Origin of the sequence: Stenotrophomonas sp. GD03930 (assembly GCF_029839665.1) — a bacterium.
GTDB classification, from domain to species: domain Bacteria; phylum Pseudomonadota; class Gammaproteobacteria; order Xanthomonadales; family Xanthomonadaceae; genus Stenotrophomonas; species Stenotrophomonas forensis.
Window position 1 is genome coordinate 40,848 of sequence record NZ_JAOCAV010000007.1, and the last position, 17,729, is coordinate 58,576.

Here is a 17,729-nt window from a genome sequence, read left to right on the forward strand (position 1 = left end):
TCCCTCCCTTGCAGGTCCGGTTTCGATGCGAACGATTGCGCGCTTTCCCCGTATTTCGCTGCTTGCCCTGCTGATCGCCCCCGCACTGGACGCCCTGGCCGAAGCACCGCAGGGCGAGACGGCCGAAGCGCGCAGCAGCGACGCCCGTACGCTGGACCAGGTGCAGGTGATCGGCCAGGCCACCAGCTACGCCAAGACCTCGGTACGCGCGGAGACGCTGAACCGGCAGACGGTGATGAGCAGTGTCAACGACGCGCTCAATGAAGTGCCGGGCGTGGTGGTCAGCGAGGCCGACGCCACCGGCTCGTCGGTGTGGGGTACGCAGATCAGCATGCGTGGCTTCGTCACCAACCGCGACACCCAGCAGATCGGCACCACCATCGACGGCCTGCCCAATGGTGGCTCCGGCTACGGTGGCGGTTCGCTGGCCAACCGCTACATCGACACCCTCGATCTGGAAACGGTGGAAGTCAGCCAGGGCACCGCCGACATCTCCTCGCGCTCGAACGAGGCGCTGGGCGGTACGCTGAACTTCCTCACCAGCGACCCGCTGCAGGACAGCCGCCTGCGCTTCGTGATCGGCGCCGGTGACAACGACGCACGCAAGTACTACGTGCGCTATGACACCGGCCTGCTCGGCGGCCACACCCGCGCCTGGGTCAGCGCTTCCTCGTCCAAGGTGCACGATTGGATCGATGGCACCGGCCACGCCAGCAACGACCATATCGCCGGCAAGTTCATCACCGAACTGGACCGCTGGACGCTGACCGGCTACCTGTCCTACAACGATGCTGACGAGCCCGAGTACACCAGTGTCTCGCCCGCCGGTTTCGCCACCAACCCGGACCGTGACAACCTGGTGGGCACGCTCACCGGCATTCCGTACCTGGACCAGAACTACCGCTCCGGCTCGCGCGCGCTGCGCGAAAACACCTTCGGCTACCTGCGCGCCGCCTTCGATGGCGGCAACGGCTTCAAGGCCTCGGTGGCGGCCTACGGGCACCGGATGGAAGGGCGCGGCGACTGGCTGCCGCCGTACCTGGCGCAGGTCAGCGATGACGGCGCCGGTCGCCCGGAGTCGGAATACATCGGCGGCAAGACGGTCTACGGCGGCAGCAATCGCGGCCAGATCTTCTTCGTCAATCCCGATGGCAGCGCCGCGCAGCGCCTGGCCAGCTGCACCCCGCGGCTGGGCTTCACCGCCGAGTACGACCCGAACTGCTACGCCGGCAACGTACTGGGCGCGCAGTCCTACCGCCACACCCACTACGACAACGACCGCATGGGCGTGACCGCCGACGTTGAATGGCGGCAGAGCTTCGGCGCGGTCGACAACACGATCCGCGGCGGCCTGTGGGTGGAGAAGCTGGACCGTTCGGCGCGCCGCGACTGGCACCGCCTGCTCAACGTCGGCCAGAGCATCGCCTTCGATCACCAGCCCTACTGGGTGCAGTTCGAGGACAAGTACAAGGTTGACGAGCAGATGTACTACGTCGAGGACGTCGCGCGCTTCGGCCCGTTCAGCGCGCGCCTGGGCGTGAAGCAGTTCTTCGTCGACCAGTCACGCCGTCGCGTGATCGGTGCCAGCGAGCACGTGAAATCCGATTCCAAGTCCGACCCGCTGCTGTCCACCGGCTTCACCTGGGCGCCGGGCGTGGAAGGCATGGAGCTGTTCGCCGGCTTCTCGCAGAACTTCGCCGCCATCCCCTCCGGCGTGCTGGGCGAGACCGACCCGCAGCGCTTCCGCAACGTCGAGCCGGAAACCGCCGACAACATCGAAGTGGGCATGCGCATCAGCCGCTGGCCGCTGACCGCCTCGGTCACCCTGTACAACATCAAGTTCGACAACCGCATCGTCTACCTGCCGGCCGGCTTCGTCAGCGGCATCGACTACCTGGGCGAGACCGACGGCGTCTACGAGAACTTCGGCGGCGTGGAAAGCAACGGCCTGGAAGCGGCGTTCGGCTATGGCTGGGACAACGGCTGGCGGATCAATGCGGCCTACACCTACAACCGCTCCAAGTACCTGGGCAGCGGCAACGCCGCGCGCGACACCCAGCTGGGCATCGTCGACGGCGCCAAGGTGATCGGCCAGCCGGAGAACACCCTGGTGCTGTCGGCCGACTGGCAGGGTGCGAACTGGAACTTCGGCCTGTCCGGCCGCTACCTGGGCACCCGCTACCTGGACGCCGCCAACGTCAACAAGCTGCCGTCGGCCACCGTGTTCAACGCCAACATCGGCTTCGACCTGCAGGGCCTGTCCCCGCGCCTGAAGGGCATGGGCGCCAACCTGGTGGTGAGCAATCTGACCGACAAGCGGTATCTTGCAGGGGTGGACGGCCGCGACAACGCCTTCATCGGCGCCCCGCGCACCGTCGGCATCTCCTTCCGTGTGGACCTGTGAGTAAGCCCGTGACCGATATCGGCCGACGCCGGTTGTTGCAGGCCGGCGTTGCCGCCGGCCTTTCCCCGCTGCTGCCCAGCATCGCCCGGGCCGCAGCGATTGCCCCTGCCGCGCAGACGCGCAGCCTCGAAGACCTGCAGCACATCGTGGTGTTGATGCAGGAAAACCGCTCGTTCGATCACTACTTCGGCACCCTGCCGGGCGTGCGTGGCTTCGGCGATCGCTTCGTTGCGCCGGCCGCTGCACTGGAGGCCGGTGGCCGCACCCGCAGCCTGTGGCTGCAACCCGACGCCAGCGGCAAGCGCGCGATCGCGCCGTTCCCGCTGGATACCGCCGCGCACTTCGGCTACATGCGCGTGGAAGGCACCCCGCACACCTGGCCCGATGCGCAGCGCGCCTGGGACCACGGCCGCATGGGGCAATGGCCGAAGGCCAAGCAGAATCACTCGATGGGCTACTTCCAGCGCAGCGACCTGCCGTTCCAGTTCGCGCTGGCCGACGCCTTCACGATCTGCGACGCCTATCACTGCGCGATGCAGGCCGGCACCAACCCGAACCGGGTATTCCTGTGGACCGGGCACAACGATGCCGCCGCGCGCGCCGGTGGCCCGGTGATCGCCAACTCGCACGACAACTTCCCCGAATACGGCGGGCATCCGGCGTCGTACCGCTGGACCAGCTATGTCGAACGCCTGCAGCAGGCGGGCGTGTCCTGGCAGATCTACCAGGACATGGCCGACAACTTCACCGACAACCCACTGGCCGGCTTCGAGGCGTTCCGTCGCGCCTATAGCGCGGCGCCCGGGCATGACCCACAGCTGCGCGCGCGTGGCGTCAGCACCCGTGGGCTGGCGCAGCTGCGCCAGGATGTGCTTGATGGGCGCCTGCCGCAGGTCAGTTTCATCATCGCCGACGCCGCCGGCAGCGAGCATCCCGGCCCGTCCAGTCCCGCCCAGGGCGCGGCCTATACCGCGCGCGTGCTGGACGCGCTGACCGCCGACCCGGAGGTCTGGAGCCGTACGGCACTGCTGTTGATGTTCGACGAGAACGACGGCTTCTTCGACCACATGCCGCCACCGGCACCGCCTTCGCCCGTGGACGGCGGCTGGGCCGGCGCCTCATCGGTCAGTACCGACGGCGAGTATCACCGTCATCCGGCACCGGGTGATGAAAAATACGATGCCGCCGAGCTGCGCGGCCGCCCGTATGGGCTCGGCCCGCGCGTGCCGCTGTACGTGATTTCGCCGTGGAGCCGCGGCGGCTGGGTCGATTCACAGGTGTACGACCACACCTCGGTCATACGCCTGATCGAACGCCGCTTTGGCGTGGCCGCGCCGGACATCTCGCCGTGGCGCCGTGCGGTCTGCGGCGACCTGACGGGCGCCTTCGACTTTGCCCAGCGCGATACCCGCCCGTTCGTGCGCGGCCTGCCCGACGTGAGCGCGGTGGCCGCACGTGCCGCTGCGCTGCCGGGACGCACCGTGCCGGCGTTGCCGGAGGGGTTGAACCCGGCGAAGCAGGAAAGCGGCATACGCCCGGCGCGGGCCCTGCCCTATCGGCCGCAGGCGTCGATTGCCCGCCTGGATGCAACGGGCGTGGATCTGGTGCTGTCCTGCGAAGGTGCGGCGGCGGTACTGCATGTCTACGACCGCCTGCGGCTTGGCGCCATTCCGCGCCGCTACACGCTGCTGCCGGGGATGCCGCTGCAGGAGCGCTGGCCATTGGATGCCCAGGGGCGCTACGACCTGTGGCTGCTCGGCCCAAATGGCTTCCACCGCCACTTCCAGGGCGCGGCAAAGGCGCCGGCCCTGCAGGCGACGGTCGAGCGCGCGGACGGCCCGTTGCGGTTGCAGCTGCGCAATCTCGGCGACAGTGCACTGCAACTGCGTGTGCAGGCCGGCGCCTACGCCGGGCACATGCCCGAGCAGGCGCTGGCGCTGCCGGCGCGTGCGGAAACCTCATTGGCGTGGGACGCGACGCCTACCGCTGGCTGGTATGACCTGCAGGTCAGCGCGGGCGAGAGCACCCTGCGCCTGGCCGGGCGCGCCGAGGATGGACGTCCCGGCACCAGCGACCCGGCGATGGGCAGCGAACCGCTGCGCTTCGAGCACGAGTGAGCCACTGCATGGTTGTAGAGCCCAGCTGTGCTCGACTGCTCTTCGATCATTGAACGAAAGAGCCGTCGGGCATCGCTCGACTCTACCCAGGCGAGGCAACGCTGGATTGGCGCAGACCCAAGCCGCGCCCATCTACTCGCGATCCAGGCACGCACCTACGCTTGTCTCCTCGGTGGCCAGCCAGGCCACCTCACGCGTCCCGGCCCCGCCGTGGCAACCCCGCTCCAGTGCTGTGCGCCCTGCCGGTGTTGTCGCCCCGGCAGGCGGTCGGCCGGCGCCCTCTGGAGACCGCCATGAACCAAGCCCTCATCCCCTTCGATACCGACCCGCTGGAAACGCGGGAGTGGCGTGAATCGCTGGAAGCGGTGATGCAGGCCGGTGGCCGGCCACGCGCGCATTACCTGATCGACCAGCTCAGCGAGCTGGATGCCCAGCAGCACGGCGACCTGCACACCCGCGCCTGGACCGCCTACGTCAACAGCATTCCCCCCGAGCGCCAACCTGCCTATCCGGGCGACCTGGCCATCGAGCGCCGCTTGAACGCGATGATCCGCTGGAACGCGATGGTGATGGTGCTGCGTGCCGGCAGGCATTCCAACGTCGGTGGCCACATCGCCACCTACCAGTCGGCCGCCGTGCTGTACGACGTGGGCTTCGACCATTTCTTCCGTGGCCGTACCGACACCTTCGACGGCGACATGATCTACATCCAGGGCCATTCCGCGCCGGGCATCTATGGACGTGCCTATGTGGAAGGCCGCATCGATCCGCAGCGGATGGACAACTTCCGCCGCGAAGCCGGGCGCGAAGGACTGTCCTCGTATCCGCACCCGCGCCTGATGCCCGAGTTCTGGCAGTTCCCCACCGTGTCGATGGGGCTGGGCCCGCTCACCGCCGCCTACCAGGCACGCTACATGCGCTACCTCGAGTACCGCGGCCTGAAGGAACACCAGGGTCGCAAGGTGTGGGCCTTCCTCGGTGACGGCGAGATGGACCAGCCCGAATCACTGGCGGCGATTTCGCTGGCCGGCCGCGAGCGGCTGGACAACCTCGTGTTCGTGGTCAACTGCAACCTGCAGCGCCTGGACGGTCCGGTACGCGGCAACGGCAAGGTCATCCAGGAGCTGGAAGGCACCTTCCGCGCGGCCGGCTGGAACGTGATCAAGCTGATCTGGGGCAGTGGCTGGGACGACCTCCTGGCCCGCGACCATAGCGGCCTGCTGCGCCAGCGCATGATGGAATGCGTGGATGGCGACTACCAGACCTTCAAGTCGCAGAACGGCGCGTATGTGCGCGAGCACTTCTTCGGCCGCTATCCCGAACTGCTGGACCTGATCTCGCACATGAGCGACGACGACATCTGGGCGCTGGCGCGTGGTGGCCACGATCCGCAGAAGGTGTACGCCGCCTACCAGCAGGCAGTGAACACCAGCGGCCGGCCCACCGTGATCCTGGCCAAGACGGTCAAGGGCTTTGGCATGGGTGAAGCCGGCGAAGGCCAGAACATCAACCACCAGCTGAAGAAGATGAGCGCCGACGCGGTGCGTGCGTTCCGCGACCGCTTCAATCTGCCGGTCAGCGACGAACAACTGGAGGAGATGCCCTACCTGCGCCCGGAACCGGGCAGCGCCGAAGCGATCTACTTTGCCGAGCGTCGCCGCATCCTGGGCGGGCAGCTGCCGGCGCGCCTGGCCCGGGTCGATCCGCTGCCGCTGCCACCGTTGTCGATCTTCAACAGCCAGCTGCAGGGCAGCGGCGATCGCGGCCAGTCCACCACCATGGGCTTCGTGCGCATCCTCACCAGCCTGCTGAAGGACCCGGAACTGGGCAGGCTGGTGATTCCGATCGTGCCCGATGAATCACGCACCTTCGGCATGGAGGGCCTGTTCCGCCAGATCGGCATCCATTCGTACCTCGGCCAGCTGTACACCCCGCAGGACGCCGGCCAGTTGAGCTACTACAAGGAAGCCAGGGACGGGCAGATCCTGCAGGAAGGCATCAACGAATCCGGTGCGATCTGTTCGTGGATCGCCGCCGGCACCGCCTACAGCAACCATGGCCTGGCCACGATTCCGTTCTACATCTTCTATTCGATGTTCGGGCTGCAGCGCGTCGGCGACCTGGCATGGGCCGCGGCCGATGCGCGTACGCGCGGTTTCCTGCTGGGCGCCACCTCCGGCCGCACCACGCTGATGGGCGAAGGCCTGCAGCACGACGATGGCCACAGCCACGTGCTGTCGTCGGTGATTCCCAGTTGCGTGTCCTACGACCCGACCTTCAACTACGAACTGGCGGTGATCATCCACGACGGCCTGCGCCGCATGTATGTCGACCAGGAAGACATCTACTACTACATCACCGTACTCAACGAGAACTACCCGCATCCAGCCCTTCCCGAGGGCGCCGAGGCCGGCATCCTGAAGGGACTGTACCTGCTGCACCCCGCGCCCTCCGAACGAGGGACCTCGCAGCTGCGCGTGCAGCTGATGGGCAGTGGTTCGATCCTGCGCGAAGTGGAGGCGGCGGCCGAGTTGCTGCAACAGGACTTCGGTATCGCCAGCGACGTCTGGAGCGCGACCAGCCTGACCGAACTGCGCCGCGATGGCCTGGCTGCCGAACGCTGGAACCTGCTGCATCCGGCCGCGGAACCCCGTGTGCCGTACGTGCAGCAGTGCCTGCAAGGCCACGAAGGGCCGCTGGTGGTGGCCACCGACTACATGAAGATCGTCGGCGACCAGATCCGTCCCTTCATCAATGACCGCCGTTTCACTGCATTGGGCACCGACGGCTTCGGCCGCTCCGACACGCGTGAATCACTGCGCGCGTTCTTCGAGGTGGATCGCCACTTCATCGTGCTGGCGGCCCTGAAGGCACTGGCCGATGAGGGCCGCATCGAGCGCTCGCGGCTGCAGGAGGCCATCGACCGATACGGCATCGACACCGGCAAGCCAGATCCGGCCGCGGTCTAGGGCGGCAGGCGCAACGCCTGCGGATCTTCCCCGCAGGCGCGGCGCGCGCAGTGCCGCTAGGGCAGCCGCTTGAACAGGTTGGTCTGCAGGATCGGCGTACCGTCATGGCCGTAGAACGCCTTGGTCTCGGTCATCGTCGCGCGGTCATCGGCTACCGTGTAGATGCGGGTCGAGGCGGGCGTGCCATGGTCCACCAGCTGCATCACCAGCGTGTTCGGCGCCGGCAGCTTCAGGTTGGCCTTGTCCGCGCCATAGGTGCCGGACAAGGCGCCCGGCGTGCCATCCAGGGCCAGCGTGCCATCGGACTTCATGGTCTTGCCGTCATGCAGGACGATATCCACATGCGAACTCCAACGGCCGCTGCCGGCGTCCTTGAACTCCAGCACCACCTGCTTCGGGCGCTGCGCTTCGGGCAGCGCCGAGGTGGTGATATCCAGCGACCAGCGCCCCAGCAGCGGTGAGGGTGAGGCCTCCATCGCCAGCGCCGACGCGGCCGGCAGTGACAGCGCGGACAACAACACAGCGGACAACAGCTTCATACGATGCTCCGTTCGAGTGAAGAAGGCTCTGCGTAGGGCATTGTGGGGCGCAGCGCTTCGGATCGTGCCCGTCACCCGTGCCAGGTACAAGCCGAAGCGCTGAACACAGGGCAACGTCGCGCCTTAATAGCCGACCTTCACAGTGAACATCACGTTTCGCGGCGCGCCGTACCAGCCCTGGTTGTAGAAGCCGATCTGCGAGTAGTAGTGGCGGTCGAACAGGTTGTTGATGTTGACCGCCGCGGACAGGTTGGAACTGAACTGGTAGCGCGCCATCAGGTTGACCAGCGCGTAGCCGGGCTGCTCTACCGGCACCCGGCGGTTTCCGGGTGCCGTGGCGGTCTGGTACATGCGGTTCTGCCAGTCCACGCCACCGCCAAGGGTCAGCCGGTCCCAGGTACCGGGCAGGCGCCAGGTAGTGAACAGCTTGAACAGGCTGCGCGGCTTGGCGGTATTGATGGCCCTGCCCTGTGCGTCCTGCGCGATGAACGTGGTGAAGCTGGTGCCCAGGCTCCAGCCCGGCAATGGCTCACCGGCCAGTTCAAGTTCCAGTCCATCCACCGTTGCACCCTTCACTGCGCGGTACGCGGCCTGCGTACTGCCCTCGACCAGCCCGCCGGTCGCTTCGGCCAGGTTGTCCTGCCGGGTACGGAACAGCGCGGCTGAAGCATTCAAGCGCTCCTGCAGCCAGCTGCCCTTGAGGCCCAGCTCATAGCTGCGGCCGCTGACCGGTTCGAGGATCTGCCCGGATGCATCGCGATTGTTCTGCGGCTTGAAGATGCCGGTGTAGCTGGCGTAGACGCTGCTGTACCCGTTGAGGTCCCAGACCAAGCCGGCATACGGCACGAACTCGTTGCGATAGCGGTACTTGCGCTTGCTGCCGAAGTAGACCTGGTCCGTCTCCCAGTTGCTCAGGCGAGCACCGACGATCACATGCAGCGGGTCAGCCAGCGACAGCCGCGCCACTGCATAGGCGCCGCTCTGATGGTTGTCCAGATCATCGGCCTGGGTCTTGCTGCTGGCCCACACCGGTTCCGGCGTGCCCGGCCCGTGCCAGTCCAGATAGCTGGCCAACGGCGGCAGCGGCGCCAGCGCGCGGTACTGCCCCAGCGCGATCTCGTCGCGCGACCGCGACCAGCCGATCGACGCCGTGTGCTGGCGACCAAACAGCTGGAACGGGCCCGACAGGCCGGCACTGAGTGCCTCGCGCCGCACCGGTCCATCGTAGCGGGTGAAGCTGTTGCCATTGGGCATGGCGCCGGTGACCGGATCGGGATAGCCGCCGCGATAGAGGTGCTTCATCTCCATGTCGGTATGCGAACGGCTGTAGGACACCCGCGCCTGCCAGTCGTTACCGAAGCGGTGGTTGAAATCGAAGAAGCCGTTGCGGGTATCGGTGCTCATCCGTGCCCACGGGGCCGTGGCCGATACCGAGCGATCGAAAGCCGTGCGCGTGCCATCGGCGTTGAACAGCGCGAAGCCACTGCCAAAGCCACGGTTGTCATTGCCCTGGTAGGAGATGCCGGCGATCAACCCGGTGTCCTCGCCCAGATCCACACTGACCACGCCGTAGAGCGTCTTCGCGGTGCTGTCCAGGCCGGCGGTGTAGCTGTCGGCCTCTGCTTTGGCTGCCACCAGGCGACCGCGTATGCGGCCTTCCCTGCTCAACGGGCTGGATACATCCGCCCACGCGCGCCGTGCGTCCCAGCTACCGAGGCCGCTGCCAGCACTGGCAGCGAACTCGCGCAACGGTCGCTTGCGCACGTAGTTCACCGCTGCCGAAGGATTGCCGGCACCGGTCATCAGGCCGTTGGCACCGCGCACGATCTCGATGCGGTCATACACCACCATGTCCAGGTTGTTCTCGCCGAAATTCCACGGCGACAGCACCGGCATCACCACGCCATCGAACTGGTAGTTGTCGATCTCGAAACCCCGCGCCGAGAACGAGTAGCGGTTGGCATCGCTGCGCGTGACCGAGATGCCTGGCGCGGTGGCCAGCGCATCGGCCGTACTCAGCAGCGCGCGGTCCTCGATCTGCTGGTGGGTGACGACGCTGACCGACTGCGGTGTCTGCCGCGAGGTCAGCGACAGGCCGGTCGCCGTGCCCATGGAATTGGTGGTGTAGGAGCGCGACGATTCGGTGCTGCCGTCGAGATCGGCGGTGACCTGCACGGTGGGCAGTTGTGAGGCCGTGGCGGCAGGTGCGCGTTCGGCGGCATGGGCAGCGTTGAACAGCGCCAGGGTCGTGCCGATGGCGGTTGCCAGGGCACACGGGCGGAAACAGGCAGGCATGGAAGGTCCAGCGGGAAGGAAAGGCTGGATGAGAATTATTGTCATTTGAACGTGAGCGCACGTATGCGCGGACGCAGCAGGTGTTTGCGCGCTGCCGGCGATGATCGAACGTCAGCGGAACCGGCTCGGTGCGATGCCATAGCGTGCACGGAACGCGGTCGCGAAATTGGTGGCATGCCGGTAGCCGGCGAAATGTGCGGCCTGCTGCACGCTGCAGCCCTGCCGGAGCTGCTCGCAGGCCCGCTGCAACCGATGTTCGCGCAGCCAGGCAAACACCGAGCATCGATACACCTGCAGGAACTTCAGGCGCAGGCTGCTGGGGCTCATGCAGGCCACGCGCGCCAGATCGTCCAGGCTGTGATCGGCGGCCGGCGCTGCCTGCAGGCAATCGATCACCCGCTGCAGCATGCGGCGATCGCGCGCGGACACGCGCAGCTCCAATGCAGCATTGCGTACAGGCGCGCCCAGGGACAGTGCCAGCATCTGCAGGCCCACGCCCTCGCACAGCAGCGCATGCATCGCGCCGTCCCAGACACCCGACAGCAGCTGGTCGGCCGCGTGCCCCAGATGCGCGGGTACCTGCCAGCTATGCAACGGCCGGCCGTCGGAGCGGTGCGCGGACAGCAGTTCGTTGATCACCGGGTCATCCAGCGGCGCCGATGCGTCCAGCGAGACATTCAGGCTGCGCATGCGCTGCCCCGCGGGGTGGATCGCGGTCATGGGCGCCGCATCGGCCAGTATCCTCGCGCCCGCGCCCGGGCGCATTCCGATCTGCGCCTGCCCTGACAGGCGAGCACCGGCGCAGCCTTCCAGCATCACGATGGCCGAGAACGCCGGCGGCACTTCCGAGATCGCCTCGAAGGCCTGGTGCGCAACCACGTCCGACAGCGCCAGGGTCAAGCCCGGGCGCAGGCAGCGCTGCTCCACCCTGCCCTCGACCACGTACGGCTCCGCGGTGATGGCGGCCGGTTCCGGCAGTCGATAGCGGAAGCCGCTGCGGCGGCCCAGGCGGTCCAGGTCGGCAAGGGTGAGGGCATGCATGGAGTCACCGACGGAGGAGCGGACGTCGGCCATTCTCATATGAGAACCACTCTCATCTCCAGTCCCGCTGGCAAGGCCCATTCGCCCCTTGTCGATACAAATAGTTACGTTATAACATTTCACACTATTTTCACGGAGCGTGTCATGCGTCGCCATCTGCTTGCTGCCGCCATTCTGTTCGCCGTCCACACCGCCCACGCCGCGGACGAACCCACCCTTCCCACGCTTCAGGTCGAGGCCTCGAAGCCCTCGCGAATCGACAGCCGGGTCACCGTCGACAATCCACAGGCGCAGAACCGCACCCTGGGCGGCCTGCTCGAGCATGTCTCCGGCGTGCAGAACAGTGCGTTCGGACCGAACGCGGGCGCCCCGGTCATCCGCAGTCTCAGCGGCAACCGGGTTCAGATCCTGCAGGATGGCCAGTCCATCCTTGGCATGAATGCGATCAGCGGTGACATCAACATTCCCTTCGATCCACTGTTCGTGCGCAGTGTCACCGTCAACAAGTCCTCCGACACGGTGCGCTATGGCGGCAACGCGATCGGCGGCAGCGTGGAGGTCGACTCGGGCCTGATCTCGCGCAGCATGGAAGACAAGGACCAGTCGATGGAACTGGTCCTGCGCAAGGGCTTCAACGCCGCCGACGCGCAGGGCTTCCGCATGAACTTCAACAACCAGCGCAACATCTCCACCAACCTGCAGGTCTCGCGCCAGCGCATTTCCCACTACGACATCCCCGGCAACAGCAAGGCCAGCGTCTGCAACACCGCGCTGTTCCCCGCCACCGGCGGCGTCAACTCGGCGCTGGCCGACAGCTGCCAGAAGGAAGCGCGCGTCCAGCAGATCTACAACAAGGCCTCGCAGCCCTATATCGACCAGTTCATGACCGAGAACCCGGACTGGGCCGACGGTGACTTCTCCTTCTATACCAACAACCCGACCTCGGTCTGGCAGCGCCGCACCTACATCAACCCGGTCAACCCGGCCTATGTGCCCGGCACGCCCTCGTACGTGCAGAAGCAGATCAACAATGACGTGACCCCCGACTACCACCACCGGTTGGGCAACAGCTACTCACGCAATTCGCAGGTGGCCGCCGGCTCGACCCTGTTCTTCGACCGCGGCTACGTCGGTGTCAGCATCGATGCCAAGGACAGCGAATACGGCGTGCCCGGCTTCTCGATGCAGAACCTGTCATTCGGCTCGAACTACGCCGATGGCCTGCCGGTGGGCGTGGTGATCAAGCAGCAGCGCTACGCGCTGGAAGCGCTGCTGCGCGATCCGCTGCCCTACTTCGACCGTGCCGAACTGCGTGTCTCCAAGCTGGACAATACCTCGGGCGAACGACTCGGCGCGTCCAAGGCCAACGACTACGACTTCGAAAGCATCCAGGCCGAGCTGCTGCTCAGCCACCAGCGCGTCGGCCCGCTCAGCGGCATGCTCGGCCTCAGCCACCAGTCGCGTGATGTCACCGGCAGCGGCTCGCTGCGCTACCTGCCCGATGTCGATACCCGCAGCAATGCGGTGTTCCTGAAAGAGACGCTGGACTTCGGCTGGGCCACCTTCGATGCCGGCGTCCGTCATGAGCGTGTCGACCACACGCTGCAGCCCAGCCGCTTCAAGACCGCGCGCAATGCTGCCAACACGAAACTGCAGGACCGCGACTACCGGCTCAACAGCTACAGCCTCGGCTCGTACGTCGAGCTCGGTCCCTTGTTTGCCGCCAAGGTGCGCTACTCGTCCTCGCAGCGCGCACCGGAGATCAACGAGCTGTATGCCAGCAACGCGCACTATTCGGTGATGACCCAGGAGGAAGGCAACCAGAACCTGGAGCCGGAGCGCGCAAAGAACCTGGAGCTGACCGGCCTGTTCCACCTGGGGGGGTTCGAACTGTCGGCCACCGCCTACCGGATGAAGTACCAGAACTATCTCTACCTTGGCTACTCCGGCCTGCAGACCGCCAACCGCCTGCCGCTGAAGTACTGGAAGCAGACCGACACCACGGTGAAGGGCTTCGAGATCGACGCTTCACAGGCGCTGGATCTCGGCCGCTATGGCACGTTGAATGTCTCGGCCTTTGCCGACCTGGTGAAGAACAAGGCCGACCACCCGGACGCGCTGCGCGCCCACAATGATGGCGAGTACCTGCCGAACATGCCGACCAACCGCTACGGCGCCAACCTGCAATGGCAACGCCAGGGCTGGAAGGCGCAGCTGTCCAGTACCTACTACGGCACGCAGAAGTACCTCGGCCGCAACGTCAGCGAGGAAATTCCGCTGGACGCGTTCAACCTGGTCGACCTGCAGGTCAGCCGCGAACTGCCGGTGCGCAACAGCTACATCGCCGGCATGGAAGTGTTCGTCAACGGCAGCAACCTGCTCAACGAGGAAGCGCGCCCGCACAACTCGCCGTTGAAGTACATCGCCCCGCTGCCGGGACGTGGCTTCCAGGTGGGTGTGACGGTCAGGCTCTGAGCCCGGGCGGAAGGAGAAGCGGCCTGCGGGTGGATTACCTGCAGGCACCCGGCACGGCGACGCGCCGGGTTGCGTCGCGAACCCGGGTTGATCCACCATCCGGCGAAAAGGAGATGGCCATGAACTGGAAGCAAGTGATTTCCCTTGGGGTGTTGTTGACCATCACCTCGGGGGCAGGTGCCGCGTCTGCGATCACCTACGACAAGGATGGCCGCTACGGCTACTCGATGAACCAGCACTCCCTGACCACCGCGATGCAGCAGTCGCTGCACTACTGCGCGTTGCGATCGCGCAATTGTGGCCAGTCTGCCAGCACGACCAGCGAAGGCTATTCGGCCATCGCGACGGGCACGGTTGCATTGGGCTTTGCACTGGGTGAGAAGACTGCGGACGCCGCGCAGCGCAAGGCCGAAAGAATGTGCAGGGAGCGTGCCAACGACTGCACGCTTGCCTTGTTGTGGCGCGAAACCCCACCGCGTGATCTCGAGCCGCCACAGCGTCCTGCTGCCGCCGCTCCGGCACCTGCAACGACGCCTGCTGCAGTACCTGCCATCCGTAGCGATCACTAAGGACAGGCAGCCCCGCGCAGGCTGCACCTTCGAACACCGGACAAAGAAAAACGCCTGCAGATCGAGGATCTGCAGGCGCTTCTTTGTATCTGGCGGAGTGAGAGGGATTCGAACCCTCGATAGAGCTTTTGACCCTATACTCCCTTAGCAGGGGAGCCCCTTCGGCCACTCGGGCATCACTCCGGGGTATTCACCGCGTCTGGTGCGTTGCACCTCAGCGGGGCGTGAATCATAACGTTAATCGAGTGCGAAGGTAAAGCGTTATTCGGCAGAATTTTCGCTACCGGCACCACCGGCTTCGTCACCGCGCTGGATGCGCTGATAGATCTCTTCGCGATGCACAGCGACGTCCTTCGGCGCGGTGATGCCGATACGCACCTGGTTACCCTTGACGCCAAGCACGGTGACGCTCACCGAGTCACCGATCATCAGGGTTTCGCCGACGCGGCGAGTCAGGATCAACATTTTTGCAAGTCTCCATGGAACCGTGTGGAAGGGTATCCCCCACCGGCTTGACGCTCCGTCAAGAAGCGCTACCACGACAAAGGGAAAAGATTCGCAATGGTACCGTCAGCCGTCCCGCTCCTACAAGGAGGGGGACGGCCGGGTTCATCACAGGCGGGGGCTGACCCATTCGACAACTGCAGCCAGCGCAGTGGCAAGGGCGGGCCCGTCCTCGCCACCACCCTGGGCGAGGTCCGGGCGTCCGCCGCCCTTGCCCCCGATCTGACCGGCGATATGGGACAACAGTTCCCCGGCCTTGACCTTGCCCATTGCGCTGCCGTTCACACCCGCAACCAGGGCCGCCTTGCCGTCCTGGGCGCCGGCCAGCACGATCACCGCGTCACCCAGCTGCTGCTTCAGGCGGTCCATGGCGTCACGCAGGGCCTTGGCGTCGAAGCCTTCCAGGCGGGCGGCCAGCACCTTCACACCGGCGACCTCGACGGCCTGGCCGGACAGGTCGGCGGTGGCACCGGCCGCGACCTTGGCCTTCACGGCTTCCAGCTCGCGCTCCAGCTGCTTCTGGCGCTGGCCGAGGGCGCGGATCTTCTCGACCACGTCACCGGCGCTGCCACCGAGCAGCTCGGCGGCTTCAGCCAGGCGTGCCTCTTCGGCGTCCACGTAGTCCAGGGCGCCCTGGCCGGTGACCGCCTCGATGCGGCGCACGCCGGCGGAGACACCGCCCTCGGAGGTGATCTTGAACAGGCCGATATCGCCGGTACGGTTGACGTGGGTACCACCACACAGCTCGGTGGAATAGTCACCCATCTTCAGCACGCGCACGTGCTCACCGTACTTCTCGCCGAACAGGGCCATCGCGCCGAAGTCCAGCGCCTCCTGCATGGCCATGGTGTGCACTTCGGCGGCATTGTTGGCGCGCACCTGCTGGTTGACCTTGCGCTCGATCACCGCCAGCTCATCAGCGCTGATCGGCTGGAAGTGCGAGAAGTCGAAACGCAGGCGGTCCGGCGCGACCAGCGAGCCCTTCTGCTGCACATGGGTGCCCAGCACTTCGCGCAGGGCGGCGTGCAGCAGGTGGGTCGCCGAGTGGTTGAGGATGGTGGCGCCGCGACGCTCGCCGTCAACCTGGCCGGACAGCACGTCACCAACCTTCAGGCCACCTTCGGACAGAGTGCCGACGTGGCCATGGAACTGGCCAGCGAACTTCTGGGTATCTTCCACCGCCAGGCGCACGCCGTTGCCGGTCAGCACGCCGGTGTCGCCGACCTGGCCGCCGGATTCGGCGTAGAACGGGGTCTGGTTGGTGATGACGATGACCGCATCGCCGGCATCGGCCGACTGCACCGGACGACCGTCCTTGAGCAGCGCCAGCACGGTCAGGCCATCGGCCTGCAGGCGGTCATAGCCCAGGAACACGGTCGGGCTGAGGGTGGCTACCAGCTCCGCCGGCAGGGTCACGCCGCCGCCGAACTTGCCGGCCGCACGCGCGGTCTCGCGCTGCTGCTCCATCGCGGCATCGAAGCCGCCGATGTCGACGGTCAGGTCGCGTTCGCGGGCGATGTCCTGGGTCAGGTCGAGCGGGAAACCGTAGGTGTCGTACAGGCGGAAGGCGTCAACGCCCGGGATCACGCCATTGCTGGCCTTGCCGGCCACGTCCTCGAAGATCTTCATGCCGGCGTCGAGGGTTTCAGCGAAACGCTCTTCCTCGGCCTGCAGCGCACGGGTAACGGTGTCCACCGCCGCCGGCAGTTCCGGATAGGCCTCGCCCATCTGCTCGACCAGGGTCGGCACCAGCTTGCTGAAGAACGGCTGGCGCACGCCCAGCATCCAGCCATGGCGCAGGGCGCGGCGGATGATACGGCGCAGCACGTAACCGCGGCCTTCGTTGGACGGCAGCACGCCGTCGACGATCAGGAACGAACAGGCGCGGATGTGATCGGCGATCACGCGCAGCGACTTGTTCTCCAGGTCGGCCGTACCGGTCAGCTCCGACGCCTTGCGGATCAGCGCCTGGAACAGGTCGATCTCATAGTTGGTATGCACGTGCTGCAGGATCGCCGCCAGGCGCTCCAGGCCCATGCCGGTATCCACGCACGGCGCCGGCAGCGGCACCAGGGTGCCGTCGGGCTGGCGGTCGAACTGCATGAACACCAGGTTCCAGATTTCGATGAAGCGGTCGCCGTCCTCATCCGGGGAGCCCGGGGGGCCGCCGGCGATATGGTCGCCGTGGTCGTAGAAGATCTCGGTGCACGGGCCGCACGGACCCGTGTCGGCCATCTGCCAGAAGTTGTCCGAGGCGAACGGCGCGCCCTTGTTGTCACCGATGCGCACGATGCGCTCTTCCGGAATGCCGACCATGTCGCGCCACAGCGCGTACGCTTCGTCATCGGTCTGGTAGACAGTGACCAGCAGGCGCTCGGCCGGCAGCTTCCAGACCTGGGTCAGCAGCTCCCAGGCCCAGGCGATCGCGTCCTTCTTGAAGTAGTCGCCGAATGACCAGTTGCCCAGCATTTCGAAAAAGGTGTGGTGACGTGCGGTGTAACCCACCTGGTCGAGGTCGTTGTGCTTGCCGCCCGCCCGCAGGCAGCGCTGGACGTCGGCCGCGCGTACGTAGCTGCGCTTCTCCGCGCCAAGGAACACGTCCTTGAACTGCACCATGCCGGAGTTGGTGAACAGCAGGGTCGGATCGTTGCCCGGCACCAGCGGCGCCGACGGCACGATGGTGTGGCCTTTGCCCTTGAAGAATTCAAGGAAATCGCTGCGGATCTGGGAGGTCGTGAATTTGGCGGATGCGTTCATTGAGGGCTGGCAGTCTGCGGGCCGGCGGACCCGGACCACCGGCCACATTGGCCAGGGTC

The 17,729-nt window shown here is 66.3% G+C and carries 10 protein-coding genes and 1 tRNA gene; 5 read left to right on the forward strand and 6 right to left on the reverse strand.

All coding sequences use genetic code 11. From position 1 onward, the window contains the following. The first annotated feature begins 25 nt into the window (after nucleotides 1-25). From N5C18_RS22585 to aceE, 3 genes are all read left to right on the forward strand, one after another. A complete protein-coding gene (locus N5C18_RS22585; RefSeq protein ID WP_279945641.1) occupies nucleotides 26-2,404 on the forward strand; it encodes a TonB-dependent receptor in 2,379 nt (792 codons plus the stop codon). A gap of 8 nt (nucleotides 2,405-2,412) precedes the next feature. Next, nucleotides 2,413-4,521, forward strand: coding sequence for a phospholipase C, phosphocholine-specific (locus N5C18_RS22590; protein WP_279945642.1), 2,109 nt, complete (start codon nucleotides 2,413-2,415; stop codon nucleotides 4,519-4,521). A gap of 293 nt (nucleotides 4,522-4,814) precedes the next feature. Further along, nucleotides 4,815-7,490: a pyruvate dehydrogenase (acetyl-transferring), homodimeric type gene (aceE, locus tag N5C18_RS22595; RefSeq protein WP_279945643.1), complete on the forward strand. Its 2,676-nt coding sequence runs from the start codon at nucleotides 4,815-4,817 to the stop codon at nucleotides 7,488-7,490. A 56-nt stretch (nucleotides 7,491-7,546) separates the two neighbouring features. Here the strand turns inward: aceE and N5C18_RS22600 are convergent, their stop codons facing one another. The 3 genes from N5C18_RS22600 to N5C18_RS22610 all read right to left on the reverse strand — a co-directional run bounded on the left by N5C18_RS22600 (nucleotide 7,547) and on the right by N5C18_RS22610 (nucleotide 11,365). Further along, nucleotides 7,547-8,029: a LuxR family transcriptional regulator gene (locus tag N5C18_RS22600; RefSeq protein ID WP_164242185.1), complete on the reverse strand. Its 483-nt coding sequence runs from the start codon at nucleotides 8,027-8,029 to the stop codon at nucleotides 7,547-7,549. A gap of 123 nt (nucleotides 8,030-8,152) precedes the next feature. Continuing rightward, nucleotides 8,153-10,324: a TonB-dependent siderophore receptor gene (locus tag N5C18_RS22605; protein ID WP_279945644.1), complete on the reverse strand. Its 2,172-nt coding sequence runs from the start codon at nucleotides 10,322-10,324 to the stop codon at nucleotides 8,153-8,155. Nucleotides 10,325-10,435: 111 nt separating this feature from the next. Continuing rightward, entirely contained in the window at nucleotides 10,436-11,365 is a 930-nt protein-coding gene (locus N5C18_RS22610) for a helix-turn-helix transcriptional regulator (protein WP_279945645.1), read from the reverse strand. Nucleotides 11,366-11,509: 144 nt separating this feature from the next. On the opposite strand from N5C18_RS22610, the gene N5C18_RS22615 reads away from it, so the two are divergent. Together N5C18_RS22615 and N5C18_RS22620 are read left to right on the forward strand one after the other, a co-directional pair. Further along, nucleotides 11,510-13,840, forward strand: a complete 2,331-nt coding sequence (locus N5C18_RS22615; RefSeq protein ID WP_279945646.1) for a TonB-dependent receptor — start codon at nucleotides 11,510-11,512, stop codon at nucleotides 13,838-13,840. Nucleotides 13,841-13,959: 119 nt separating this feature from the next. Next, nucleotides 13,960-14,409, forward strand: coding sequence for a DUF4189 domain-containing protein (locus N5C18_RS22620; protein ID WP_164085910.1), 450 nt, complete (start codon nucleotides 13,960-13,962; stop codon nucleotides 14,407-14,409). A gap of 90 nt (nucleotides 14,410-14,499) precedes the next feature. Here N5C18_RS22620 and N5C18_RS22625 read toward each other — a convergent pair. The 3 genes from N5C18_RS22625 to alaS all read right to left on the reverse strand — a co-directional run bounded on the left by N5C18_RS22625 (nucleotide 14,500) and on the right by alaS (nucleotide 17,670). Further along, nucleotides 14,500-14,592: transfer RNA gene (locus tag N5C18_RS22625), tRNA-Ser, on the reverse strand. 78 nt (nucleotides 14,593-14,670) lie between these two features. Then, nucleotides 14,671-14,874, reverse strand: a complete 204-nt coding sequence (gene csrA / locus N5C18_RS22630) for a carbon storage regulator CsrA (protein ID WP_006432031.1) — start codon at nucleotides 14,872-14,874, stop codon at nucleotides 14,671-14,673. 147 nt (nucleotides 14,875-15,021) lie between these two features. After that, nucleotides 15,022-17,670, reverse strand: a complete 2,649-nt coding sequence (alaS, locus tag N5C18_RS22635; RefSeq protein WP_279945647.1) for an alanine--tRNA ligase — start codon at nucleotides 17,668-17,670, stop codon at nucleotides 15,022-15,024. Nucleotides 17,671-17,729: the final 59 nt, after the last annotated feature.

What these genes read in the sequence shown, in the direction of transcription:
- N5C18_RS22585 (WP_279945641.1), top strand. Translation starts at nt 26, where the DNA reads ATGCGAACGATTGCGCGCTTTCCCCGTATTTCGCTGCTTGCCCTGCTG.
- aceE (WP_279945643.1), top strand. Translation starts at nt 4,815, where the DNA reads ATGAACCAAGCCCTCATCCCCTTCGATACCGACCCGCTGGAAACGCGG.
- N5C18_RS22600 (WP_164242185.1), bottom strand. Translation starts at nt 8,029, where the DNA reads ATGAAGCTGTTGTCCGCTGTGTTGTTGTCCGCGCTGTCACTGCCGGCC.
- N5C18_RS22605 (WP_279945644.1), bottom strand. Translation starts at nt 10,324, where the DNA reads ATGCCTGCCTGTTTCCGCCCGTGTGCCCTGGCAACCGCCATCGGCACG.
- N5C18_RS22610 (WP_279945645.1), bottom strand. Translation starts at nt 11,365, where the DNA reads ATGCATGCCCTCACCCTTGCCGACCTGGACCGCCTGGGCCGCCGCAGC.
- N5C18_RS22615 (WP_279945646.1), top strand. Translation starts at nt 11,510, where the DNA reads ATGCGTCGCCATCTGCTTGCTGCCGCCATTCTGTTCGCCGTCCACACC.
- N5C18_RS22620 (WP_164085910.1), top strand. Translation starts at nt 13,960, where the DNA reads ATGAACTGGAAGCAAGTGATTTCCCTTGGGGTGTTGTTGACCATCACC.
- csrA (WP_006432031.1), bottom strand. Translation starts at nt 14,874, where the DNA reads ATGTTGATCCTGACTCGCCGCGTCGGCGAAACCCTGATGATCGGTGAC.
- alaS (WP_279945647.1), bottom strand. Translation starts at nt 17,670, where the DNA reads ATGAACGCATCCGCCAAATTCACGACCTCCCAGATCCGCAGCGATTTC.